This is a genomic window from Paraburkholderia dioscoreae (genome assembly GCF_902459535.1).
Taxonomy (GTDB): Bacteria; Pseudomonadota; Gammaproteobacteria; order Burkholderiales; family Burkholderiaceae; genus Paraburkholderia; species Paraburkholderia dioscoreae.
In genome coordinates this window covers 3,715,094-3,738,929 of sequence record NZ_LR699553.1, presented here as the reverse complement: position 1 = coordinate 3,738,929, position 23,836 = coordinate 3,715,094, and the positions used below count along the sequence as shown (strand labels likewise).

Annotated in this window: 20 protein-coding genes; 12 read left to right on the top strand and 8 right to left on the bottom strand. The window is 62.5% G+C overall.

The annotated features are described in order from the left end of the window. Positions 1-26 precede the first annotated feature (26 nt). The gene (fghA, locus tag PDMSB3_RS16850) at positions 27-878 is read left to right on the top strand and encodes an S-formylglutathione hydrolase (RefSeq protein ID WP_007180531.1); all 852 of its coding nucleotides are present in this window, start codon (positions 27-29) and stop codon (positions 876-878) included. Positions 879-947: 69 nt separating this feature from the next. Here the strand turns inward: fghA and PDMSB3_RS16845 are convergent, their stop codons facing one another. The 4 genes from PDMSB3_RS16845 to PDMSB3_RS16830 all read right to left on the bottom strand — a co-directional run bounded on the left by PDMSB3_RS16845 (position 948) and on the right by PDMSB3_RS16830 (position 4,218). Beyond that, positions 948-1,730 carry a metal ABC transporter permease gene (locus PDMSB3_RS16845; protein WP_007180532.1) on the bottom strand — a complete coding sequence of 261 codons (783 nt, stop codon included), beginning with the start codon at positions 1,728-1,730 and terminating at the stop codon, positions 948-950. Continuing rightward, entirely contained in the window at positions 1,723-2,670 is a 948-nt protein-coding gene (locus PDMSB3_RS16840; protein WP_007180533.1) for an ABC transporter ATP-binding protein, read from the bottom strand. Before PDMSB3_RS16840 ends, PDMSB3_RS16845 begins: the two co-directional genes overlap by 8 nt. Continuing rightward, entirely contained in the window at positions 2,667-3,650 is a 984-nt protein-coding gene (locus PDMSB3_RS16835) for a metal ABC transporter solute-binding protein (protein WP_007180534.1), read from the bottom strand. The genes PDMSB3_RS16840 and PDMSB3_RS16835 overlap by 4 nt, the downstream gene beginning before the upstream one ends. An 88-nt stretch (positions 3,651-3,738) precedes the next feature. Continuing rightward, positions 3,739-4,218 carry a Fur family transcriptional regulator gene (locus PDMSB3_RS16830; RefSeq protein WP_165186998.1) on the bottom strand — a complete coding sequence of 160 codons (480 nt, stop codon included), beginning with the start codon at positions 4,216-4,218 and terminating at the stop codon, positions 3,739-3,741. A gap of 320 nt (positions 4,219-4,538) precedes the next feature. On the opposite strand from PDMSB3_RS16830, the gene PDMSB3_RS16825 reads away from it, so the two are divergent. The 9 genes from PDMSB3_RS16825 to PDMSB3_RS16785 all read left to right on the top strand — a co-directional run bounded on the left by PDMSB3_RS16825 (position 4,539) and on the right by PDMSB3_RS16785 (position 13,919). Further along, positions 4,539-5,321: an L-iditol 2-dehydrogenase gene (locus tag PDMSB3_RS16825; RefSeq protein ID WP_007180536.1), complete on the top strand. Its 783-nt coding sequence runs from the start codon at positions 4,539-4,541 to the stop codon at positions 5,319-5,321. Between the two features lie 71 nt (positions 5,322-5,392). Further along, on the top strand, positions 5,393-6,715 hold the full coding sequence (locus PDMSB3_RS16820) for an ABC transporter substrate-binding protein (RefSeq protein WP_007180537.1): 1,323 nt from the start codon (positions 5,393-5,395) through the stop codon (positions 6,713-6,715). 165 nt (positions 6,716-6,880) lie between these two features. After that, on the top strand, positions 6,881-7,816 hold the full coding sequence (locus tag PDMSB3_RS16815; RefSeq protein ID WP_007180538.1) for a carbohydrate ABC transporter permease: 936 nt from the start codon (positions 6,881-6,883) through the stop codon (positions 7,814-7,816). A gap of 38 nt (positions 7,817-7,854) precedes the next feature. Next, the gene (locus PDMSB3_RS16810; protein WP_232064271.1) at positions 7,855-8,688 is read left to right on the top strand and encodes a carbohydrate ABC transporter permease; all 834 of its coding nucleotides are present in this window, start codon (positions 7,855-7,857) and stop codon (positions 8,686-8,688) included. Then, positions 8,685-9,398: an HAD family hydrolase gene (locus tag PDMSB3_RS16805; protein ID WP_007180540.1), complete on the top strand. Its 714-nt coding sequence runs from the start codon at positions 8,685-8,687 to the stop codon at positions 9,396-9,398. The genes PDMSB3_RS16810 and PDMSB3_RS16805 overlap by 4 nt, the downstream gene beginning before the upstream one ends. Before the next feature lie 96 nt (positions 9,399-9,494). Further along, positions 9,495-10,604, top strand: coding sequence for an ABC transporter ATP-binding protein (locus tag PDMSB3_RS16800; RefSeq protein WP_007180541.1), 1,110 nt, complete (start codon positions 9,495-9,497; stop codon positions 10,602-10,604). A gap of 315 nt (positions 10,605-10,919) precedes the next feature. Beyond that, positions 10,920-12,674, top strand: a complete 1,755-nt coding sequence (locus PDMSB3_RS16795) for a cholesterol oxidase substrate-binding domain-containing protein (protein ID WP_007180542.1) — start codon at positions 10,920-10,922, stop codon at positions 12,672-12,674. A gap of 142 nt (positions 12,675-12,816) precedes the next feature. After that, entirely contained in the window at positions 12,817-13,398 is a 582-nt protein-coding gene (locus PDMSB3_RS16790) for a hypothetical protein (RefSeq protein ID WP_007180543.1), read from the top strand. A 224-nt stretch (positions 13,399-13,622) separates the two neighbouring features. Beyond that, positions 13,623-13,919, top strand: a complete 297-nt coding sequence (locus tag PDMSB3_RS16785; RefSeq protein ID WP_165186994.1) for a DUF1330 domain-containing protein — start codon at positions 13,623-13,625, stop codon at positions 13,917-13,919. A gap of 52 nt (positions 13,920-13,971) precedes the next feature. On the opposite strand, the gene PDMSB3_RS16780 is transcribed toward PDMSB3_RS16785, so the two are convergent. From PDMSB3_RS16780 to dalD, 3 genes are all read right to left on the bottom strand, one after another. After that, positions 13,972-14,919, bottom strand: a complete 948-nt coding sequence (locus PDMSB3_RS16780; protein WP_007180545.1) for a sugar-binding transcriptional regulator — start codon at positions 14,917-14,919, stop codon at positions 13,972-13,974. Between the two features lie 90 nt (positions 14,920-15,009). Then, positions 15,010-16,491, bottom strand: coding sequence for a xylulokinase (gene xylB / locus PDMSB3_RS16775; protein ID WP_165186992.1), 1,482 nt, complete (start codon positions 16,489-16,491; stop codon positions 15,010-15,012). A gap of 164 nt (positions 16,492-16,655) precedes the next feature. Next, on the bottom strand, positions 16,656-18,068 hold the full coding sequence (gene dalD, locus PDMSB3_RS16770) for a D-arabinitol 4-dehydrogenase (protein ID WP_165186990.1): 1,413 nt from the start codon (positions 18,066-18,068) through the stop codon (positions 16,656-16,658). A 459-nt stretch (positions 18,069-18,527) separates the two neighbouring features. On the opposite strand from dalD, the gene PDMSB3_RS16765 reads away from it, so the two are divergent. Continuing rightward, on the top strand, positions 18,528-19,508 hold the full coding sequence (locus PDMSB3_RS16765) for an AraC family transcriptional regulator (protein WP_007180548.1): 981 nt from the start codon (positions 18,528-18,530) through the stop codon (positions 19,506-19,508). 1,469 nt (positions 19,509-20,977) lie between these two features. Next, positions 20,978-22,726, top strand: coding sequence for an enterotoxin A family protein (locus PDMSB3_RS37890; RefSeq protein ID WP_232064217.1), 1,749 nt, complete (start codon positions 20,978-20,980; stop codon positions 22,724-22,726). Between the two features lie 170 nt (positions 22,727-22,896). Here PDMSB3_RS37890 and kynA read toward each other — a convergent pair whose 3' ends face one another. Beyond that, entirely contained in the window at positions 22,897-23,829 is a 933-nt protein-coding gene (kynA, locus tag PDMSB3_RS16755; protein WP_165186988.1) for a tryptophan 2,3-dioxygenase, read from the bottom strand. Positions 23,830-23,836: the final 7 nt, after the last annotated feature.

The window sequence follows — 23,836 nt, the reverse complement described above, 5'->3', positions numbered from 1 at the left end:
AATGCAGCACAACGAGGAGCATGGCGATGCTTGAACTTCTGTCGTCGCACGCCTGTCATGGCGGCGAGCAGCGCATCTATCGGCACGACTCGCAGACCATCGGCCTGCCGATGCGCTTCTCCATCTATCTGCCGCCGCAGGCTTTGCAAGCCAATGCGAACGTGCCCGCGCTGTTCTACCTCGCGGGTCTCACGTGCACGGAAGAGACGTTCCCGGTCAAGGCCGGCGCGCAGCGCTTCGCGGCGCAGCACGGCATTGCGCTCATCGCGCCGGACACCAGTCCGCGCGGCGCGGGCGTGTCGGGCGAAAGCGCGGCGTGGGACTTCGGCGTGGGCGCGGGCTTTTACGTCGACGCTACGCAGCAGCCATGGGCGCAGCACTATCGCATGTACTCGTACGTGCGCGACGAGCTGCGCGAAACGGTGCTCGCGAATCTGCCGGTGGATGGCGCGCGTCTCGGCATCTTCGGACATTCAATGGGCGGTCACGGCGCGTTGATGCTGGCGCTGCGTAATCCGGAGATCTATCGGTCGGTATCGGCGTTCGCGCCGATTGCTGCGCCGACGCGCTGCCCCTGGGGCGAGAAAGCGTTTAGCGGTTATCTGGGCGCAGACCGCGAAGCGTGGAAGCAGTACGACGCGAGCGAGCTGGTCGCGCATGCGGCGCGCAAGTTTTCGGCAGGGATTCTGGTCGATCAGGGGCTCGCGGATCAGTTCCTCGCGGAGCAGTTGAACCCGGACGTGTTCGAAGCCGCCTGCCAGGCCGCGGGTCAGCCGCTGACGCTGCGCCGTCACGCGGGGTATGACCACGGCTACTACTTCATCACGACTTTCATCGAGGATCATCTCGCGCATCACGCGAAGGTGCTGCTCGGTTGAAGTCTTTCGCGGGACGAAGGCGGCGGCGTGCAGATGCTCCGCCGCCTTCGTCCTCGTTTTCGTCTTGCTTCAACGCCGTTTCAACAAACTCCCGCCATACACCAGCGCTGACAGCACGGTGATCCAGAAGCTCGTCGGCCAATCGGTGTAGAACGCGAGAGTCAGACCGAGCCACGCCTGCAGCAGCGCAAACACGGCGGCGAGCACGAGGCCGGCCGACAACCGCGTCGTCACGTTTTGCGCGGCGGCGGCCGGCCCGACCATCAGCGTGAACACCAGCAGTACGCCGACGATCTGCGTACACGCCGCCACGGCGAGCGCCGCAATCGCGAGAAACAGCACGGACACGAGGCGCAACGACACGCCCTTGGCTTCGGCCAGTTCCGGCTGCAACGAAGCGAACAGCAGCGGCCGCATGATTGCGGCGAGCGCGAGCAGGCTCACCACGCCCAGGGCCGCCAGCACCACGAGCGTCGACGCGTTCACGCCGAGCACGTTGCCGAACAGCAGCGCGGTGACCTGGGTTGCGTACGCGGTGAAGAAGTGCAGAAACAGCAAGCCGAAGCCGAGCGACAGCGAGAGAATCACGCCGATCGCCACATCGCGGCCGGCGAGGCGTTCGCCGAGCGCGCCCATGCCGACGCCGGCCGCGAGCGTGAAGCCGATCATCCCCCAGATCGGCGAGATGCCGATCAGCACCGCGCCGGTCGCGCCGGTGAAGCCGACGTGCGAGAGCGCGTGGCCCGCGAAGGTCTGTCCGCGCATCACCAGAAAATACCCGACCACGCCGGCCAGCACCGCGACGATCCCCGACGCCGCGAATGCATTCACCATGAAATCGTATTCAAACATCGTGCGTGTGTCCGTCGCTTGAGTCGTGCTGGTGCGAGTGGCCGTGCGAGTGGCCATGCGCATGTGAATGAGCGTGCGAGTGGCTGTGGCCGCCGTTTTCGTCGTGTTCGTGCTCGTGATCGTGTTTCTCGACTTCGACGTCGCCCGACATCACGAAGATGCGGCCGTTCACGCGCATCACGTCGATCGGCGAACCGTAGAGACGCGACAGCACCGGCCGGGTGATCACTTCATCGACGGTGCCGAGCGCCGCCACGCCGCTGCCGAGATACAGCACACGGTCGATCGAGTTCAGCAGCGGATTCAACTCATGCGCCGAAAACAGCACGGCGATGCCGAGTTCCCGCTGCACGTGCCGCACCAGTTCGACCACGCTCTTCTGATGATGCGGGTCCAGGCTGATCAGCGGTTCGTCGAGCAACAGCAGTTTCGGATTGCCGAGCAGGCATTGCGCGAGCAGCAGCCGTTGACGCTCGCCGCCCGACAGCTCGGACAGCGGACGCTCAGCCAGCTTGCGTCCGTCCACCAGATCCAGCACACGCTCGACATCGGCGCGGGTGGCGGCGTTCGCATAGGGCAAGCCCCAGCGATGACCGTCGGCGGCCATCGCGACGAAATCGCGGCCGCGCACGCGGCGTCCGGCGAGCGCGCTGCGCGTTTGCGGCATATAGCCGATCGACGCATTGCCGCGCTCCACGGGTTGGCCCAGCACGCGGATTACGCCGTGGGCGGCCGGCACGAGACCGAGCACAGCGCGCATCAGCGTCGTCTTGCCCGCGCCGTTCGGCCCGAGCACGCCGATGAATTCGCCCTGATTCACCACGAAGCCGGTGTCGCGCAAAATCGTGCGCTCGCCGAGTTCGAGCGTCACCTGCTCGAGTTCGAGCACGGGTGCGGTGGTGGGGGCGCGCGCAGATGCGCTGCGGCCAGTCAGAGTCATTGAGTTTTTCCTTTCGCGCCTGGCGCCGCCGCATTCGCGCCGCCCGCTCCGTTTGCGCCGTTTGCCTCGCCCACGGCCAGCGCCTTGCCCAGCGCGTCGAGCTGCGACAGCATCCACGTCTGATAGGTCTTGCCGGCCGGTTCGGTCTCGGTGACGCTCATGGTCGGCACCTTGGATTGCTGCGCGAGTTTCAACATGCGTTTGGTCAGGGCCTCGGTTGCCTGGCTGTTATAGATCAGAACACGTACGCGCTTTTCGCGCAGATCGCTTTCGAACGCGGCGATATCGGTCGCGCTGGCTTCGGTGTCGTTCATGGTGGCAAGCTGGAAGCGCAGATTACGCATTGTCAGGCCCACCGCGTCGGACATATAGCCGAACACCGGCTCGGTAGCCGTGACCGGCACGCCCGCGTAGCGGCCGTGCAGCTCGGCGATTTTGGCGTCGACCGGTTTCAGCGAATCGAGAAACTTCGCGAGGTTCGCATCGTACGCCGACTTGTGCGCCGGGTCAGCCGCGACGAGCGCTTCGCTCACCGCGCGCGCCACTTTCGGCATGGTCGCCGGGTCGTACCAGAGGTGCGGATTGTCGCCGCTCTTCTTGCCGGTGAGATCCGCGGCGACGATCGTGACGCGCTTCGTGCCCTTCGACGCAGCCAGCAATTTTGCCATCCACGGATCGTAGTCGGCGCCGTTGTAGACCACAAGGCTGGCATGCTGCAACGCGCGCGCGGTCTTCGGGCTGGCTTCGAACAGATGCGGATCCTGGTCCGGATTGCTGAGGATGCTCGTCACGTCGACGCGATCGCCGCCTAGTTGCTGCACCACGTCGCCGTAAAAATTCTCCGCCGCGACCACTGGAATCCTGGCATCCGCGGCCATTGCCGCGTGGCCGAACGCGAGCACGGCGACGCTCACGGCGACGTACTTCGACAATTTCAGCGCGCGGTGCGCCCCGTTCAATATCGAGCCGAATTTCTGCATTGTTGTGTCCTGCTGCGTGAGAGTTGAAAGAATCACAAACGTTGGGAAGAGCGCGCCGGCTTCATGCCGGCTGGCTTGGCGCATCACTTCACGCCGAAGCACCGGCGGGCCGCGCCGCGCGCACACACCGCGCGCATAGCCCGCTCAGTTCGATCACCTGGCGATGCACTTCGAAGCCGTGCGCCGGCGCGCTATGCGACAACTGTTCGGCGAGGTCGTCGCCGGGAATCTCGACGGTCGCGCCGCAGCCGTCACACATCAGGAACTGGCTGCGATGCGGCACGCCGACTTCGCAGCAGGCCACGAACGCGTTCTTCGATTCGATCCGATGGACGAAGCCATGCGCGAGCAGGAAGTCCAGCGCGCGATAGACGGTCGTGGGCGGCATGCGGCCGCGCTGCGGTTCGAGCGCGTCAAGCAGTTCGTAAGCGCCGATCGGCCGCTCGCTGGCAACGATCGCCGCATACACCTGGCGACGCAGCGGCGTCAGCGCGAGTCCGTGCAACGCGGCGTGTGCTTCGGCATGCGCGAGCCGCACGGCATGGCGTTCTGCAATCGATGTAGCCATCGCAAGGTGCTCCTGACGAAAAGGCGATCAAGCGGCAAAGGCTTCGAAGCGAAGTGAGGTCGCAATGATATAACGTATCTCGATTTTTTGTCAGCGGGTAAGTGGAAAGCAGATGGGCCGTCTTCGATTTCTCGTATTAGCGGGTTCAAGGCAGCAAAAAGCGGGCGCATCTCCTGCCGCGCTGCACCATCGAAATCTGCTCCGGCGCCTTGACATGACCCGGTGCGTATCCGATCATTCGATCACAAACAGAGCAATTGTTCGCGCAACGAGCGTTCGCTCACCGCGCCTCAAGAAGCGAAACGAACCGGAGACAAGCAGTGGCAGCACGATTGCAAGACAAGGTGGCCATTCTGACGGGTGCGGCAAGCGGAATCGGTGAAGCCGTGGCCCGCCGATATCTGGATGAAGGCGCGCGCTGCGTGCTGGTCGACGTGAAGCCGGCGGACAGTTTCGGCGACGCGCTACGCGCCGCTTACGGCGATCGTGTGCTGACCGTGAGCGCCGACGTCACGCGCCGCGACGATATCGAGCGCATCGTGGCGAGCACGCTGGAGCGTTTCGGCCAGCTCGACATTCTGTTCAACAACGCGGCGCTCTTCGATATGCGCCCGATCCTCGACGAATCCTGGGACGTGTTCGACCGCCTCTTCGCCGTCAACGTGAAGGGCATGTTCTTCCTGATGCAAGCCGTCGCGCGGAAGATGGTCGAGCAGGGTCACGGCGGCAAGGTCATCAATATGTCGTCGCAAGCCGGCCGGCGCGGCGAGGCGCTCGTCTCGCACTATTGCGCGACCAAGGCCGCCGTGCTGAGCTACACGCAATCTGCGGCATTGGCTCTCGCGCCACACAAGATCAATGTCAATGGCATTGCACCGGGCGTTGTCGATACGCCGATGTGGAACGAAGTAGACGCGCTCTTCGCCCGCTATGAAAACCGGCCGCTCGGCGAGAAGAAACGCCTTGTCGGCGAAGCAGTGCCGCTCGGCCGCATGGGCGTGCCGGACGATCTGACCGGCGCCGCGCTGTTCCTCGCGTCGGCGGACGCGGACTACATCACCGCGCAAACCCTGAACGTCGACGGCGGCAACTGGATGAGTTGAACCCGCGCCCGTTCATCGTCATTTTCGTAGAACAAACGCTGCACCACATAACGTACGAGAAAGGAGACAACATGAAGCCAGCCCTCAAATCCACGCTAAAGGCGGTCAGTGCCGGCGCTGTCGCATGCTTTGCATTGAACGCGTCGGCGGCCACGGTGACGATCGCCACGCTGAACAATCCAGACATGATCGAGCTGAAGAAGCTCTCGCCCGAATTCGAAAAGGCGAATCCGGACATCAAGCTGAACTGGGTGATTCTCGAAGAAAACGTGCTGCGCCAGCGCGCCACCACCGACATCACCACCGGCAGCGGCCAGTTCGACGTGATGACGATCGGCGCGTACGAAACGCCGCAATGGGGCAAGCGCGGCTGGCTCACGCCGCTCACCAATCTGCCCGCTGACTACGATCTGAACGACGTCGTGAAGACGGCCCGCGACGGCCTATCGAGCGGCGGTCAGTTGTATGCGCTGCCGTTCTACGTCGAAAGCTCGATGACGTATTACCGCAAAGACCTGTTCGCGGCCAAAGGTCTGAAGATGCCCGATCAGCCCACCTACGACCAGATCGCGCAATTCGCCGACAAGCTCACCGACAAGGCCAACGGCATTTACGGCATCTGTCTGCGCGGCAAGGCTGGCTGGGGCGAGAACATGGCTTACGGCACGACGGTGGTGAATACCTTCGGCGGCCGCTGGTTCGACGAGAAATGGAACGCGCAGCTCACCTCGCCGGAATGGAAGAAGGCGATCACCTTCTACGTCAACCTGCTGAAGAAAGACGGCCCTCCGGGAGCGAGCTCAAACGGCTTCAACGAAAACCTCACGCTGATGTCGTCCGGCAAGTGTGGAATGTGGATCGACGCTACGGTTGCAGCCGGCATGCTCTACAACAAGCAGCAATCGCAGATCGCCGACAAGGTCGGTTTCGCCGCGGCGCCGATCGCGGTCACGCCGAAGGGATCGCACTGGCTGTGGGCCTGGGCGCTGGCAATTCCGAAGTCGTCGAAGCAGACCGACGCGGCGAAGAAGTTCATCACGTGGGCCACGTCCAAGCAGTACATTGAACTGGTCGCGAAGGACGAAGGCTGGGCCTCGGTGCCGCCGGGAACGCGTCAATCCACGTACGCTCGCCCGGAGTACAAGCAGGCCGCGCCGTTCGGCGACTTCGTGCTGAAGGCGATCGAAACGGCGGATCCAGATCATCCGACGCTCAAGCCGGTGCCGTACACCGGTGTGCAGTTCGTCGGGATTCCTGAGTTCCAGTCGTTCGGCACCGTGGTCGGTCAGAGCATCTCCGGCGCGATTGCCGGTCAGATGACGGTCGACCAGGCGCTGGCAGCGGGCAACGCCACGGCAGATCGCGCGGTGAAGCAGGCCGGCTACCAGAAGTAAGCCGCGTCACTGACGTGGCACGCGCCGGCTGACGCCCGTCAGCCGGCCCACGCAGCACAGCGGGCCGTTTTCGCCTGCGCATGCGCCGCGACATCGCAGGGTGTCGCCGCGGTTTTCATGCGGTTTCAGGCAGCGGCCCGCGCATTACCGAACAGGTGGTCAATCATGCGTCCTTTGCGCCTACCTCTCATGCATGCCCATCCCCAGACAGAAAAAGAACGCGAAACTCGCAAGGCCAATTCCGCCCGCTGGCTAGTCTCGCCGTCAGTCGCGGTGCTGGTGCTGTGGATGGCGATTCCGCTCGCGATGACGATCTGGTTTTCGTTCTCGCGCTATAACCTGTTGAACCCGGATCTCAAAGGCTTCGCCGGCTTCGACAACTATAAATATCTCGCCAGCGATCCGTCGTTCGGCCCTTCGATCGGACACACGCTGGAACTGATCATCTCGGTGCTTCTGATCACGGTGGTCGGCGGGGTGCTGATGGCGATCCTGTTCGATCGCAAGTTCTACGGCCAGGGTATTGCGCGGTTGCTCGCCATCGCGCCGTTCTTCGTGATGCCGACCGTGAGCGCGTTGATCTGGAAGAACATGATCCTGCATCCGGTATATGGCCTGATTGCGCAGGGCATGCGCGCGTTGGGCATGACGCCGATCGACTGGTTCGCCGAGTATCCGCTTTTCGCCGTGATCCTGATCGTTGCGTGGCAGTGGCTGCCGTTCGCTTTCCTCATTCTGTTCACGGCGATCCAGTCGCTCGATCAGGAGCAGAAGGAAGCGGCGCGCATCGACGGTGCGGGTCCGTTCTCGATGTTTTTCTATATCACGCTGCCTCACCTGAAACGGGCGATTGCGGTGGTGGTGATGATGGAAACGATTTTCCTGCTGTCGATTTTCGCCGAAATCTATACGACCACGGGCGGCGGTCCGGGCACCGCGACCACCAACCTGTCGTACCTGATCTATTCGCTGGGCCTGCAACAGTTCGACGTCGGTCTCGCCTCCGCGGGCGGCATTCTCGCTGTCGTGCTGGCCAATATCGTGTCGTTCTTCCTCGTGCGGATGCTCGCGAAGAACCTGAAAGGGGAGTACGAAAAATGAGCCATGTTGCCTCTAACCCAGTGTCGAATTCGACTGCCATGACCGTGCCGGCGACGTCGCCGTTCGCCGCGATTCGCCGCGCCATTCCGGGCGTGATCGCGTGGCTCGTCGCGTTGCTGCTGTTCTTTCCGATCTTCTGGATGACGATCACCGCATTCAAGACGGAGCAGCAGGCCTATTCGTCGTCGCTGTTTTTCGTCCCGACGCTCGATAGCTTTCGCGAGGTGTTCGCGCGCAGCAATTACTTTTCGTTCGCGTTGAATTCGGTGCTGATCTCCGCGGGCGTGACGATTCTGTGCCTGATTCTCGCCGTGCCGGCCGCGTACGCGATGGCATTCTTCCCGACCCGCCGCACGCAGAAAGTGCTGCTATGGATGCTCTCGACCAAGATGATGCCTTCGGTCGGCGTGCTGGTGCCGATCTATCTGCTGTGGAAAAACAGCGGGCTGCTGGATACGGTGTCGGGTCTCGTGATCGTCTATACGCTGATCAATCTGCCGATTGCGGTGTGGATGTCGTTCACGTACTTCGCCGAAATTCCGCGCGACATTCTCGAAGCCGGGCGGATCGACGGCGCGGCGACGTGGCAGGAAATCGTCTATCTACTGATGCCGATGTCGCTGCCTGGGCTCGCATCCACCGCGTTGCTGCTCGTGATCCTGTCGTGGAACGAAGCATTCTGGAGCATCAACCTGTCGAGCTCGAACGCCGCGCCGCTGACCGTGTTCATCGCCTCCTATTCGAGTCCTGAAGGCCTGTTTTGGGCCAAGCTGTCCGCCGCTTCGCTGCTGGCGGTCGCACCGATCCTGATTGTCGGCTGGCTGTCGCAGAAGCAACTGGTGCGCGGCCTCACGTTCGGGGCGGTCAAATGACGGCTGGCACGAGTGGAAGCACGACGGTGGCTAATTTCGCGCTGATCTGCGATTGCGACGGTGTGCTGATCGACAGCGAAGCCGTGGCGGCGCGCATGCTGGTGCGTGAACTCGAAACGCGCTGGCCCGGCACCGATGTCGAGCCGGTGGTGCTGCCGCTGCTCGGACTGCGCATCGAGAAAGTGCTGCAGGGCACCGCAGCGCAACTCGGCAAAAGCCTCACGCTCGACGATATCGATGCGATCCGCCGCGCGGTTGAAGCCGCCGCGATGCAGGCCCCGACGGTCGAAGGCATCGAAGCCGCACTCGCTCAGGTGCCGCTTACCAAAGGTTGCGCGAGCAACAGCTTCCGCCCGTATGTGGAATCGGTGCTGGTGCGCACGGGGCTCGTGAGGTTTTTCGGCGACCGTCTGTTCTGCGCAGACGCGGTGCCGAATCCGAAGCCCGCGCCCGATGTCTATCTGGCCGCGGCGAGAGGCCTCGGACTCGCGCCCTCGCGGTGTCTAGTGGTGGAGGATAGCGTCACGGGCGTGACTGCGGCGAGCGCGGCGGGTATGACGGTGCTCGGTTTCATCGGCGGCGGCCATGCGAGCGACGCGCAGATCGACAAGCTGCATGCGGCCGGCGCGCGTCACGTGTTCGACGACATGCAGCAGTTGCCGGAACTGGTCGCGCAATGGACGCTGAGCGCGACGGCGGCCGCGCCGTAAGCACGGCATCGAGCAACGAATCAATGCGGCATCCTGTGAAACTCAGGTTACCGAAGCAACGGACAAGCAACACATAGCATTACACGGAGACACATCATGGCAAGCGTAACTCTGCGCAACATCCGGAAGGCGTACGACGACAACGAAGTGATGCGCGACATCAACCTCGATATCGCCGACGGCGAGTTCGTCGTGTTCGTGGGCCCGAGCGGTTGCGGTAAATCGACCCTGATGCGGATGATCGCCGGCCTCGAAGATATCAGCGGCGGCGATCTCACCATCGACGGCACGCGCATGAACGATGTGCCGCCCGCCAAGCGCGGCATCGCGATGGTGTTCCAGTCGTACGCGCTGTATCCGCATATGACGCTGTACGACAACATGGCGTTCGGCCTGAAACTCGCCGGCACCAAAAAGCCTGAAATCGACGCCGCCGTGCGCAATGCGGCGAAGATCCTGCACATCGACCATCTGCTCGATCGCAAGCCGAAGCAGTTGTCCGGCGGCCAGCGTCAGCGCGTGGCGATCGGCCGCGCGATTACGCGCAAGCCGAAAGTGTTCCTGTTCGACGAACCGCTGTCGAATCTCGACGCCGCGCTGCGCGTGAAAATGCGCCTCGAATTCGCGCGTCTGCATGACGAACTGAAGACCACGATGATCTATGTGACGCACGATCAGGTCGAAGCCATGACGCTGGCGGACAAGATCGTGGTGCTGTCGGCGGGCAATCTGGAGCAGGTCGGCAGCCCGACCATGCTGTATCACGCGCCGGCCAATCGCTTCGTCGCAGGATTCATCGGCTCGCCGAAGATGAACTTCATGGAAGGTGTCGTGCAGTCGGTTACGCACGACGGCGTCACGGTACGCTACGAAACCGGCGAGACGCAGCGCGTGGCGGTGGAACCGGCCTCGGTCAAGCAGGGTGACAAGGTGACGGTCGGCATCCGCCCCGAGCATCTGCATGTGGGCATGGCCGACGACGGCGTCTCGGCCTGCACGATGGCGGTCGAATCGCTCGGCGACTCGGCGTATCTGTATGCAGAATCGAGCGTCGCGCCGGATGGACTGATCGCGCGGATTCCACCGCTTGAGCGGCATACCAAGGGCGAGGTGCAGAAACTCGGCGCCACGCCCGAGCATTGCCATCTGTTCGACAGCACAGGCAAAGCATTCCAGCGCAAGATCGTCGAAGTGCTAGCTGCGTGAGTTTCCGGGGGCCGCGTCCATGCGGCTTCGCTCCCTCCGAGCTGTGCAATGAGTCCCTGCCGCGCCGTCGAGCGCGGCATTTTTTTATCGATCAGGAACGCGTGCCTTCATTGCTCGGCCAACCCTGATGGGTTGAATCATGTGCACGCGTTGATGCCCCGCCTAGCCCCTCTGCCTCACCATTCGTCGCAACCGGCCAACAGTCTTAAATGTGATCGGCATGGCCATGTAATGAATAGTCATCACCTCGCGTACGCCTCAAAAAAATAGCATGGGAACTGACATCCCTTCCTGGCAACAGGTACTCGAGCGCACATGATCAAAGACCTTCAAGATACTTTTAAGCCACCGACCCGTCGCAAATTCATTGCCGATATCGCCCGGCTTTCGGTGGCCGGAGTCGTGACCGGATGGACGCCGGTCTATCAGATTGCCGCGCGCGCGCAAGACACCGCGCGCGTTCCGGCAAATTTCCCCGCCGGCATTCCACTATATAAACAGGCATTCCAGAACTGGAGCGGTGAAATTGCGGTAGCCGATGTCTGGACAGCGTCGCCCGATACGCCCGCCGCCGTGGTTACGATCGTCAACTGGGCGCGCGCAAACGGCTATCGCATCCGGCCTCGCGGCTATATGCACAACTGGTCGCCGCTGACGATCGACCGGACCACCGGAGCCTCCCAAGTCGTCCTGCTCGACATGACGAAGTCGCTCAACGCCATATCGGTGGACAAGTCATCTCAGCCTGCACGCTTCACGGCTCAAGCCGGCATTTCGATGGAAGTGCTACTGGCAACGCTCGAACAATCCGGTTTGGGTGTCACGGCCTCGCCCGCTCCAGGCGACATCACGCTAGGCGGCGCTCTTGCGATCGGCGCTCACGGAACAGCGATACCCGCTTCCGGCGAGGCTCCATTGAAGGGGCATACCTATGGTTCGCTGAGCAATTTGATCCTGTCGCTTACGGCGGTCGTGTTCGATGACCGGAAACAGCAGTATGTGCTGCGCACCTTCAAGCGTACCGAGCCCGACATCGGGGCGTTCCTCGTTCACCTGGGCCGCGCGCTGATCGTCGAGGCGACGCTCGAAGCGGGTGTCAACCAGAGGCTGCGCTGTCAGAGTTATGTGGATATTCCGGCATCCGAACTGTTCGCCTCGGCAAAGTCAGGGGGGCGTACGATCGAATCGTTCCTGGACCGCTCGGGCCGGATGGAGGCGATCTGGTTTCCGTTCACGAGTTGCCCGTGGCTCAAGGTGTGGTCCGTGCAGCCCAGCAGGCCGTTCTTCTCGCGTGAGGTGAAGCAGCCTTACAACTACCCATTTTCGGATTCTATTTCGCAGCCGCTGGCGGACCTGGTCAAACGTATTGTGATCGACGGCGAACGCTACCTGACGCCGCTTTTTGGGCAACTACAGATGGGGATCGTCGTCGCGGGGCTGGGTGTCACGTTCAGTAGCGATATCTGGGGCTGGTCGCGCAACGTTCTGCAATACATCCGTCCTTCGACGCTGCGCGTGACCGCAAACGGCTACGCGGTGCTTGCCCGGCGTGCCGACGTGCAACGCGTCATCTATGAGTTCGTCCAGTTCTACCAGAACCGGGTCGACGTCTACAGGCAACGCGGCGAATTTCCGATGAATGGCCCTGTCGAAATCCGCGTGACCGGGCTCGACCAGACGGCCGACGCCGGGCCTGGTGCCGTTACGCCGTCGCTTGCCGCGCTCAAGCCGCGTCCCGACCATCCCGAGTGGAACATTGCCGTCTACTTCGACATTTTGACGTTGCCCGGCACCCCGTTGGCGAACAGTTTTTATCGGGAAATCGAGCAATGGATGATGTCGAACTACGCTGGTTCATATGCGACTGTGCGTCCCGAATGGTCCAAAGGCTGGGCCTACACAAATGCCGCGCCCTGGCAGGACAGCATGATGATCGGCACCACGATTCCCAATCTGCACTCCGAGGGTCAACCGCCGGGGAGTAGCTGGAGCACGGCGCGCAATACGCTCAACCGCTACGACCCGTATCGCGTCTTCTCTTCCGCTTTGCTTGACACGCTGCTTCCCTGACCCGTGCGGCAAGCCTGTCCGCGAGGTCAGTTGTACTGGACATCGACAGGCAACACCATTGAGCGGCGATTCGTCATCGAGCCGCTGACCAATACCCGGCCAGACGGGCCATCTGGCATGTAAATCGACGAAGGAAATCAATATGCAACAACTGACTTCGACAAAAATCGACGCATTTTCTAGCGCGGGATTCATGTATTCGAACGCCTCGGCAGCGCCGCGCGCCGAACTCCGTTCCGGCGGACATGGACTTGAGCGGTACGCGTCGGGGTTCAGCGCCACATTCAGCAGCACGGCTGGCGTCGGCACAATCGCTGGGGCACGTGGCGAACGGTTGGCCAACTCGGCAACCGTGAACTCGATGTCGATGCTCACCGGCCGGAACGGGAAGTCGACGTCTTCATCTTTTCCTGCATGCGGCAAGTCCGATAAATCTGCTGACGCAAGCGCCAAGGGTGCGATGAGTTCGATTGGTTCAGCGATCATTGGCGGCGTGTCGAAGTGCAATGACCTGCTGAATACGCCGCTGGTTTCGTCGGTGGGTCAGATATTCAACAAGTTCGGCCTTTGCGGGAAACTCTGTCACCTCGCACCCGATCTCGGGGGTTATGCGGTTTCCAGAATGGTCGCCGGCGTTGGCAAGGCGCTTGGCGGCACCGGCTCGCCGGACTACCACTTCGAACACGAGTGGTTGCGCGGCGGATCGTCTCCGAAACAGACCTGAATTTTCGGCATACGTAGCCGGTCACGCGCGACACTGCGCCGTTCCGCCGCGAACCGGCAAGACGCGAAAACTCGGCGCGACGTCCGGGCATTGCCATTTGTTCGACAGCGCAGGGAAAGCATTCCAGCGTAAGATCGTCGAAGTGCTCGCCGCGTGACGATGGGAAAGCGGCGGGCGCGCCGCTTTCCTGGTAGTTTTCCGCTCCATCACGCTCTGGAACGCTCATGCCCGCCTATGTCGTCATTACGCGCGAGAAAACGCTCGATCCCACCAAACTGGAAGAATATAAACAGGTTGCGCCTGCAACCTTCGAGCAGCATCCGGTGATGATGCTGGCGAGCCACGGGCGCAGGGAAGTGGTGGAAGGTCCGGAGATCGAAGACATCCTGATCCTCGAATTCACCAGCTACGACGAGGCGCTCGCCTGGTATCACAGCCCGGAGTATCAGGCCGTCAGCGATACGCGCCTGCAAGGGGCCGACTATCGCATCATCATCACCGAAGGCCTGCCGGTCATGTAAGGCGACGGTGGGCCGCTTTCGGCGCTGTGTCAGGTGGCCGGCAACCGTCTGCTCAGGCTTCGAGCGCTGCCCGCGCACACGATTCGTCGGTGACCAGTCCCGAGAGCCAGCCGCCCTTGAGCACCGCAATCAGCGCCTCGCGCTTGCGCTCGCCGCCGGCGAAACCGATGGTGGGGCGCCGCGGCGGCGAATCCAGCGCGATGCTCGTCACGCGTCGGCCAATCGGCGATTCGACATGGGCGCCGGCGGAATCGATCGGCAAGCCGAGCATTTCCGCTACGGCGCCGTTCTGCGTCAATTCGTTCACTTCCGCCGACGTAATGAAGCCGTCTTCGTGCAGCGGACAATTCGGCCCGATATTGCCGATGCCGACGAACGCCACGTCGGCCTGCGCCGACAGCGATTCGACGATCCGGTACAGCCGGTGATTGCACCACTGCGCGCGCTCCGCTTCGCTATCGGCGAGCAGCGGCGCCGGCAGCAGAAAATGCTTGCCGCCCGTCTTCTCCGAAATGTGCAGCGCGACGTCATAGCGGTTCGAGGAGCCGTCCTGGGCGATCGCCCCGACCATCGATACCAGCCGGTGCTGCGGACGGTCCAGCTGCGCGATCTGATCGACGGCGGCCTTCAGCGTGCGGCCGCTGCTCACCGCGACCACCATCGGTTTTTCCTCGCCGAGATAGCGCTCCATCACCTGTGCGCCCGCTACCGCCAGCTTGCGGTCGACTTCCTCTGACGTATCGCTGTCGACCGGCACCACTTCGCACATGCTCAGACCGTAGCGCTTCGACAGTTGATCGGCGAGCGCGAGGCAGTCGGCCAATTGATGATCGACGCGCACGCGAATCAGATTCTTTTCCACCGCGAAGGCGACCAGCCGTTGCGCGACCGGACGCGACACCTGGAGCTTTTCGGCGATCTCGTTCTGGGTATTGCCGGCGACGTAATAGAGCCACGCGGCGCGGGTAGCAAGGTCTAATTTTTCGGTGGACTTGGGCACGGTGACGGTTCGCTTGAAGTGCGCCGATGATAGCAGCCGGTTCGCGCGCCTTGACTGAGGCTCGCGCGTGAGCTGGCTGCGGATTGCCGGTCAGGCAAGCGGTTGCCGTGCGGGGTCGAACAGCGGCCGCACATGGCGGTAAAGCGCGCGATACGCTTCGAGCCGTACGCGCAGTTCGGCATGGCGGCGCGGGTTCGGAGTGAACTCCTTTTCGATTGGCGGCTTGGTCAGCACCGTGGCCGGATCGCCGCCGGCCGCCAGCCAGCCGAGCCGAGCCGCGCCGAGCGCCGCGCCGGTTTCGCCGCCGCCGTGCTTGCGCGTTGCGGTATCGAGCGAGTCGGCGAGCAACTGCGCCCAGTAGTCGCTGCGGGCGCCGCCGCCGAGCAGGGACAGCGCCTTCGCTTCGGTGCCGGCCGCACGCAGCGCGTCGAGGCCGTCGGTGAGCGCGAGCGTGACGCCTTCGAGCACCGCGTAGCCGAGCAGCGCGCGATCGGTTGCGTGGTTCATGCCGAAGAACACGCCTTGCGCATACGGGTCGTTGTGCGGCGTGCGTTCGCCCGACAGATAGGGCAGGAAGAGCGGGGCGGTGTTCAATGCGTCGGCCGGGAGCGCCTCGATTTCGGCGAGCAGGGTCGGCTCGTCGGTAGAGGTGAGCTTGCAGACCCAGCGCAGACAACTCGCGGCGGACAGCACCACGCTCATCTGATGCCAGCGATCCGGAATCGCGTGACAGAACGCATGCACGGCGGACGCCGGATTCGGCCGGAAGCTGTCGCCGACCACGCACAGTACGCCCGACGTGCCGAGCGAAACGAAGCCGTCGCCGGGTTGCGTCGCGCCGATGCCGATCGCGCTGGTGGCGTTGTCGCCGCCGCCGGCCGCGACGATCACGCCGTCGCTCAGGCCGAATTCGCGCGCCACCGCGGGCAGCAGCGTGCCCGACGGCTCGCTGCCTTCGCACAGGCTCGGCATCTGCGCGCGCGACATGTTGCAGGCCGCGAGCAGCGAATCGGACCAGTCGCGCCTGGCGACGTCGAGCCACAGCGTGCCGGCCGCGTCCGATGGGTCGGACACCTTGCCGCCGGTCAGTTGCAGGCGCAAGTAATCCTTCGGGAGCAGTACGCAGGCGGTCCGCGCAAAAATGTCGGGCTCATGGCGCACGACCCACAGTAGCTTCGGCGCGGTGAAGCCGGGCATGGCGAGGTTGCCGGCCACGCTATGCAGCTCCGGCGCGCGTTCGGTCAGTTCTGCGCATTCCTTGTCGCTGCGCATGTCGTTCCACAGGATCGCGGGCCGCAACACGCGATCCTGCGCATCCAGCAGAACGGCGCCGTGCATCTGGCCCGACAGGCCGATGCCGCGAATCTGCGCGAACTCGTCGGGATATCTGGCGCGCAGGGCGGCGAGCGCTGCGCGCGTGCCTGCCCACCAGTCTTCGGGATTCTGCTCGGCCCAGCGTTGATGCGGGCGCGACACGGTAAACGGTGAGCCTGCGGTGCCGATCACGCGTCCGTTGGAGGCGAGCAGCAGAACTTTCACTTCGGACGTGCCGAGGTCGATGCCGAGATACATGGGCGCGGAACCTTCGTCGTTAGAGATGCGCTACTTTAGCCGCACATGGCGCGCGGTGCCATGCGCATTAAGCCTGGCACCGGCGCGCTTCGATGCCGCGCGTTGCGCGGCGCTTGCTGAGCTGATTGAATGTGGCGTTGGCGTGACGTTTATGTGGCCGGCGCTCAAACCGCGCCGCGTTTGGCCAGCCATACGTCGACGCGCGCCAGCGCGCCCCCCAGCGCCGATTCCAGTTCCGGCGTCTGAGCCATGCTGCCCCATAGCAGCCGGTCGGCGGCGAACGCCTTCAATGGGTCGGACGCTGCGAAAAAGCCCCGCGCGACGCGCTCATCCATCACGCCATCCTGATACGTGTACGGCAGCTTGCCGGCGTTCCAGCGCTCCAGAAAGCGGAAGAACAGCGCGGGCAGCATCGCCGTCGCCGCCGGCGTGACGCCGCGCTCGAAGCACTCTGCCAACGTCGGCGCGATAAAGCCTGGCAGCTTCGAAAAACCGTCCGCCGCGACGCGCTGATTCGTGTCCTGGATATATGGATTGCTGAAACGTTCGAGCACCACGTCGCGATAGCGTTCGAGATCGAGCGGACTCGGTGTGAGACACGGAATCACGTCTTCCGTGACGTAGTCGAAGGCGAATCTGCGGATGTCCGCATCGAGCGTGCCTTCGTGAATGTAGTTCAGCCCGACCAGCGTGCCCGCCCACGCGATGCAACTGTGCGGCGCGTTGAGAATGCGGATCTTCGCTTCCTCGTACGGCATCACCGAGTCGACCAGTTCCGCGCCGACCTTTTCCCAGGCCGGACGGCCCGCGATGAACCGGTCTTCGATCACCCATTGGATGAACGCTTCGCCCATCACCGGGCAGGCGTCGTCGACGCCGGTGGCGGCCTTGACGCGTTCACGCACGTCCGGCGTGGGACGCGGCGTGATGCGGTCGACCATCGAGCTGGGACAGGCCGTGTTGTCGTCGAACCATTGCGCCAGTTCGTCCGCGCCGCGCCGTTCGAGAAATTCGCTCATGCCCGCATGGAAGCGCTCGCCGTTGCTGCGCAGGTTGTCGCAAGTTTGCAGCGTGACCGGGCCCGCGCCGCGCTTCATGCGCGCGTCGAGAATCGCTGCCAGCGCGCCGTAAATGGTGGTGTGACCGCCGTCGAGGTCGGCGGCGAGATCGGCGTTGGCGATGTCGAGCTCGTCCTCTTCGTCGAGGTAATAGCCGCCTTCGGTAACGGTGAACGCGATGATCCTGCAGGCCGGATCCGCGCCCGCTTCGATCAGCGCGTCGAGACTTTCGGTCCACGGCACGACGCGCTCGATCGAGCGAATCGTTTCGTACGCGCGCTCACCTTGGGGCGTGACGGTCTCGAGCGTGTACACGCCGTTTTGCGCGGCGAGCGCTTCGAGCACCGCATTCATATCGCTGCGGATATTGCCGACCGTCAGCGACCAATGCGGTTCGCCGGGCACTTTGGCCTCGTTCAACCGATGCAGATACCACGCTTGATGGGCGCGATGAAACGATCCCGCGCCGATGTGCAGGATCACGTGTGCGGCCGCGCCGCTGCCTTGCCCGCTGTTCATGTGCGTCTCCTGAATGTCTTTGCTCGCACGACTCGACGCGTGCGTTTTTCTCGTGAGTGTCCGCCCCGGCGCTTCCCTTCAGCCCCCTTGGGAAGCAAGAAAACCCGCGGTGGCCCAGCGTTTTCCTGAAATGGAGCATTTGCTCTGCATGTGAGCGAATGATCGTACCCGATGAAACGAAAGTCAAGGCGGCACAGCAGGCTTTTTTGTGGCGCAGCGCGGCGCGGCGTGGCTTTTCCGCGCGTGTCGCGCAGCGCCTTTGCGTGATGGCGGGCCATTGTCGCGCGTATTGCATTGCATCAAATTTGACATGCGATGCGTCAGGACTAACCCGAATGCAAAAAAGTATCGATCCGCGGTCTCATTTCCAGTGGTGAAGCGTGCGTTTGAGGGTTACGTTTCGCTATACAAGAGAAAGACCGGCGGCGCCTTTGGCAGGCCGCTTCATGGAGGCAGACAGTGCAACCAGATCTCGAACTCGTGGCCGTACGCCGCGACGAATCGTTCAAAGTGTGGTCGCACGGCTATCCGTATCGCACCGTGCGTTGGCACTTTCATCCCGAATACGAGATTCATCTGATCGTGGCGACGACTGGCAAGATGTTCGTCGGCGATCACATCAGCAACTTCGCGCCAGGCAATCTGGTGCTGATCGGGCCGAACCTGCCGCACAACTGGGTGAGCGAAATGCCGCAAGGCCAGAGCGTCGCGCAGCGCAATCTGGTGGTGCAGTTTGGGCAGGAGTTCGTGTCGAACTGCGTCGAGAGTTTTCCGGAATGGCGTCAGGTTGAGGCGTTGCTCGTCGATTCACGGCGCGGTGTGTCGTTCGGTGCGCAGACGAGCGCGGCGATCCGGCCGTTGTTTCTTGAATTGCTGGCGGCGCGCGGGTTGCGTCGGCTGGTTCTGTTCATGTCGATGCTGGAGATTCTGACGAACGCCGCGGATCGCGAGACGCTGGCGAGTCCCGCTTATCGGACCGACCCATCAGGTTTCGCTTCGACCCGCATTAATCACGTGCTGTCGTATATCGGCAAAAACCTCGCGAACGAATTGCGCGAGTCGGACCTCGCGCAACTCGCGGGCCAGAGCGTCAGTGCATTCTCGCGTTATTTCCGCCGCCATACCGGGCTGCCGTTCGTGCAATACGTGAACCGCATGCGTATCAATCTCGCGTGCCAATTGCTCGCCGACGAGGCCTTGAGCGTGACTGATGTCTGCTTCAAGGCGGGTTTTAACAACCTGTCGAACTTCAACCGGCAGTTTCTCGCGGTCAAGGGCATGGCGCCTTCCAGATTCCGCCGCTTTCAGCAACTGAACGACGCGAGCCGTGAAGCCTCCGAACAAGCGGCGGCGCGCGGCGTGGGTGTCGACGACGCGCCCGCTCTCGTGTCCGCGCCGGGCCTGTCGCACAGCGTCGCCGCAGCTTATCCGCCAACGTAGTCTCAAGCGCAGGCTTTCAGCCGAAGTGGCGTATTCCTCCCGTTGAAAAATTGCGGCGCATGGTATGGCGGCTGTGGCAACACATGTCTTCAGCGTGTCCGTTCATCGCCATGCCGGTTGTCCACGCCTTGTTGTTACGCGACGCCCCCAGCTATGAAGACGGGCGTTGCGCGGGTCACCGTGAATGCGAACGCCAACGGTTCGCTCGATTCGTCTACCGGTTCGAAGAGTGAAGGCGCTGCCGAAATGGCTTGCGTCATCCCGGGAGAATCCCGGATGGTCCAGCTATATTTATCGGGACTGCAAAATAAAAATATACAGTTGTATTACAAAATAGCAGGGAACGGCGTTGGAATCTTCGTATCCTTCCCTCGTCATAGGGGCAAGGATACCAACTGATTCAACTATTCTATCGAGAGGCAAGCATGGCAACGTCTTCCGTGAACGGTACTTCATCCGCGTACTTGTCCTATCCGGACAATTTGCAAGGCAGGGGCGGCCACCATGATTCTCGCGATCAACAGACAGAAGGATCGACACCGTCGCAGCAATCTGGATCGGGCCACCCATTGCCCGACAAACGCGCGGGCCGGCAGCCGACGCAAGACCGGCTTTCGGGTAACGGTCAGAGGCCTTGCTCTAGCCAGGAGGGGATGCTGAAGATTCAGGCGTTGCAACGTAGAGCCAGGCGGTCCCCCACGGAGGCGCCGCCGGCTGGCGAAGAGGGACGTAATGCTTCACCCAGCGCTGTAATGAAGCCGCCAGTCACGTCGCTTCCGCAGCCATTCCATCCGTACACCTACCTCCCTATTGCCTTGCGCCACTACAACGCGTTATATCAGCCATCAGCGGAAAACAACAACGAGTATCTGTTCCAAACGAGACGAGGCTATGAAGATTGGAGCGGCTGCCTTGGCAGTACTCAATATGTCGAGTCTGTAGCAGCGCAAAGCGGCCAGGACTTGATGGCGGCTTCCTCTGAGGTGGCCGCCAGACTCGAAGGAAGAAGGGGGGAGGACGTCCGCAAACGCACTGAGGCGGAAATGTCCGATTTACAGATTCGGTATGGCAGTGTTGGGCACGTACCTCTTGCCAATCATGTCGAGATACCTGGACGGGATTGGGACGATGGGCAGCACACCGCTGGAGAAGTCGCCCGTTCGATAATCACAGAGCTGGCAAACCGTTTTTCCAGGCCCTTCAACCCGCTGGGAGAGACATACGGCACACCGGTCCAGTTCGTAGGAGTGACAACTGAAATGAGTGCGCCGGCAGAGCTGAACGCACATGATGACGACATTTGCGCCCATTATTTCGGTATTCAAAGACTTCACCAAACTGGCGACTACCGGAGCGACGGATATGAGATTTTCGACAACAACTACGGGGCGTTTCGGTACTCCAACTTCAACCAGCTATCCGCTGCGTTGACCGGCTACCTTGATGCAACGGCGCCAAGGTCCGGTCGCGTGAAGTTTTTTGGACTCGACTATCAAGCCATGATTCACGTGAGGCAGCACGAACTCGGCGACCTTAACCTTGGTGCTGTCGGCGGCAGCTATGGGATCCCTCCGCCCGCGCAGCCGGGCGGCTACGCGACGCTGACGCCGCCGCGCGCGGACTTGCCACGGCCGGACTGGGATCGGCCGGGGCCGTCGTGGCGTGATGAATTGAAGAAGCGCAGCACGGACACGCAGTCGGGCGGGCTTTACCGTCCGTCGACGGTCAGTCCGCAGGAGTTAAAGGCGCGCGGCGGTTTCAATAGCGAAGACACGCCGCTGCGCAACGTCAATCTGGATCTGCACGATTCGGCGGTCGCGAAGGATCCGCACAACAGCGATGGCGGCGGCTATCTGGGCACATACCGGAGGGCGTTGACAGCGCAGCAGAAGATGCCGGCGAAGGACGGCTACATCTACGACGTGGCGCCTTCGCCGAACATGGTGGATGTCGACGGCTCGCTGGGTGCGCATGCGCGCAACCCGGGGTTGGGCGAGGTGGCGGCAATGGGCCGTATCGACTACAACCAGGTGCGCGGCTGGTGGGGGATGAAGAACGGCGAGGTGGGCGACTACACGGCCAATCCAGACTATCGGTGGGACGTTTATGACCAGACCAGCACGGCCGGCGCGCAGCCGCAGCTAGCAGGCTTCGCGGGCGACGACCCGGCGTGGAGCGACGCGCTGCACAAGCCGTTCATCGGCGCCACGAGCTTGCGCGACGGCAAGACGATTTATACGCCGAAGCAGGATCCGAATCTGTCGCAGGCGCAGTTTTACGGGCACGCGCTGGAGAAAATCCAGGCCCTGGCGAATGGGCAGCATTACGCGGGCCCCGTTGCGATTCGTGCGAAGGACGGCTGGGCGGGCGGAGCGTTCGGCGTGCTGACGCCGCTCGTTGGAGTAAAAGACCCGCTCGCGCCCGGTGAGGCGTCTGGCATCCCGCACGACCGTGTGGGCGTGCGCAACACGCAGAGGCCGGACAAAGACGCTGGCAGCGCGATCATCACCCCGGACGGGCGTATCGAGTTCACGGACCCGTCTTGCAAGGGGAGCGTGATGCGTCCGGATAGTGGAGGGTTTCTGTATGCGGACGGCCCCGGCAACAGGGCGACCGACAAGAGCGACTCGTTTCACTACGACGAGGATCATCACCTGGTCAGCAACGAAAACGGTCAGAGGGTGACTTATGACGAGAACGGGTACGCACGGCTATCCGCGACGCAGAATCCGGGGCCGTTCGAGGAAACGAAGAGCCGGTGGGACATCGTGGATCGCGACGGCAAGACGGTGACGCCGGCGGCGGATCCGAGGTCATACACGGACAATGACGCGGGCCGTGCAGACACGCAATACCGTTTCGAGCGGGATCCGGATTCGGTATTGCCGTCTGGCACGACGTCGTTCGTGACCGGGGTGCCGGGCGAACCGGACTACGGCAGCTTTAAGGACTGGCTGGTCGAAGCGCCGAGGGGAACCGGTCCGCGTATGTACGCGTGGCTGAAAGATCACAACGCCGCGTTGCTGTACCGGGACGGTTCCTACGTGGTGCCAGGTGAATCGGGCGAACTGAAGCTGTACAACCTGGATGGCGTGGCTCAAACCAACGTGCTAGGGGAGCCGCCACGCACCTATCGGGTACCCGACGCGCTGTGGGCGCAGATGCAGAGTTACACGACCAGACGCGCGGCTTTCGAACAGCGGAACGAGACGGTCTGAAGTGGACGGCCTTGCGTCGTCCAGGGCCGGGACGGTGCTGCGTGCCCCGTCCTGGTTGTTCAGGTGATCACTCACGCCGCGCGCGGGTGCAATGCGAATAGACGATAGCGACCTCAGGCAAAGGCCAGGATGCCGGGGAACGCAACCAGCGCAGCGCAAAAAAACAAGACCTACAGCATCGTCCTCACATGCCAAAGCTCGGGAAACAAAACCACATCGAGCATCTTCCGCAGATAAGTTGCCCCGCTAGTCCCACCGGTGCCTTGCTTAAAACCAATAATCCGCTCAACCGTGGTCACATGTCTGAACCGCCACTGCCGAAACGCATCTTCGAGATCGACCAGTTCTTCAGCCATCTCATACAGTTCCCAATGCTGCGAAGGATTCCGATAAACCTCGAGCCAGGCCGCTTCAACGGACGCGTCGTGAGCAGTAGGCTGCGTCCAGTCCCTGTCGAGCCGCGAAGGCGAAATCGCAAATCCACGCCGCGCCAGCAATCTGACCACTTCATCATAAAACGAAGGCGCCTCCAGCGAAGCCTTCACCTCGGCAAACACGTCAGCCCGGTGCGCATGCGGCTTCAACATCAGCCCATTCTTGTTGCCGAGCAAAAACTCGATCTGCCGATACTGATACGACTGAAACCCGGATGAACTCCCCAGATAAGGCCGCATCGCCGTGTACTCGGACGGCGTCATCGTCGCGAGAACGCTCCATGCCTGTACGAGCTGCTCCATGATCCGCGACACGCGCGCCAGCATCTTGAACGCCGGCGGCAACTCATCGTGATGCACGGCCTGCAGCGCCGCCCGCAACTCATACAACGCGAGCTTCATCCACAACTCGCTCGTTTGATGCTGGATGATGAACAGCATCTCGTTGTGATCGGGCGATAACGGATGCTGCGCATCCAGCACCGTTCCGAGCGACAGATAATCGCCGTAACTCATCGACTCCGAAAAATCGAGCTGCGCGTCGTGCCAGCCATCACCTGAATCGGCGACTGGGGCCGCCGCATGAGAAGCAGCACTCCCGTGCCCAAACGGACATCCCTGCGCCGGTTTCTCTTCCGGCAACCCCGGTGTTTGCATATGATCGGTCATCGCGTCG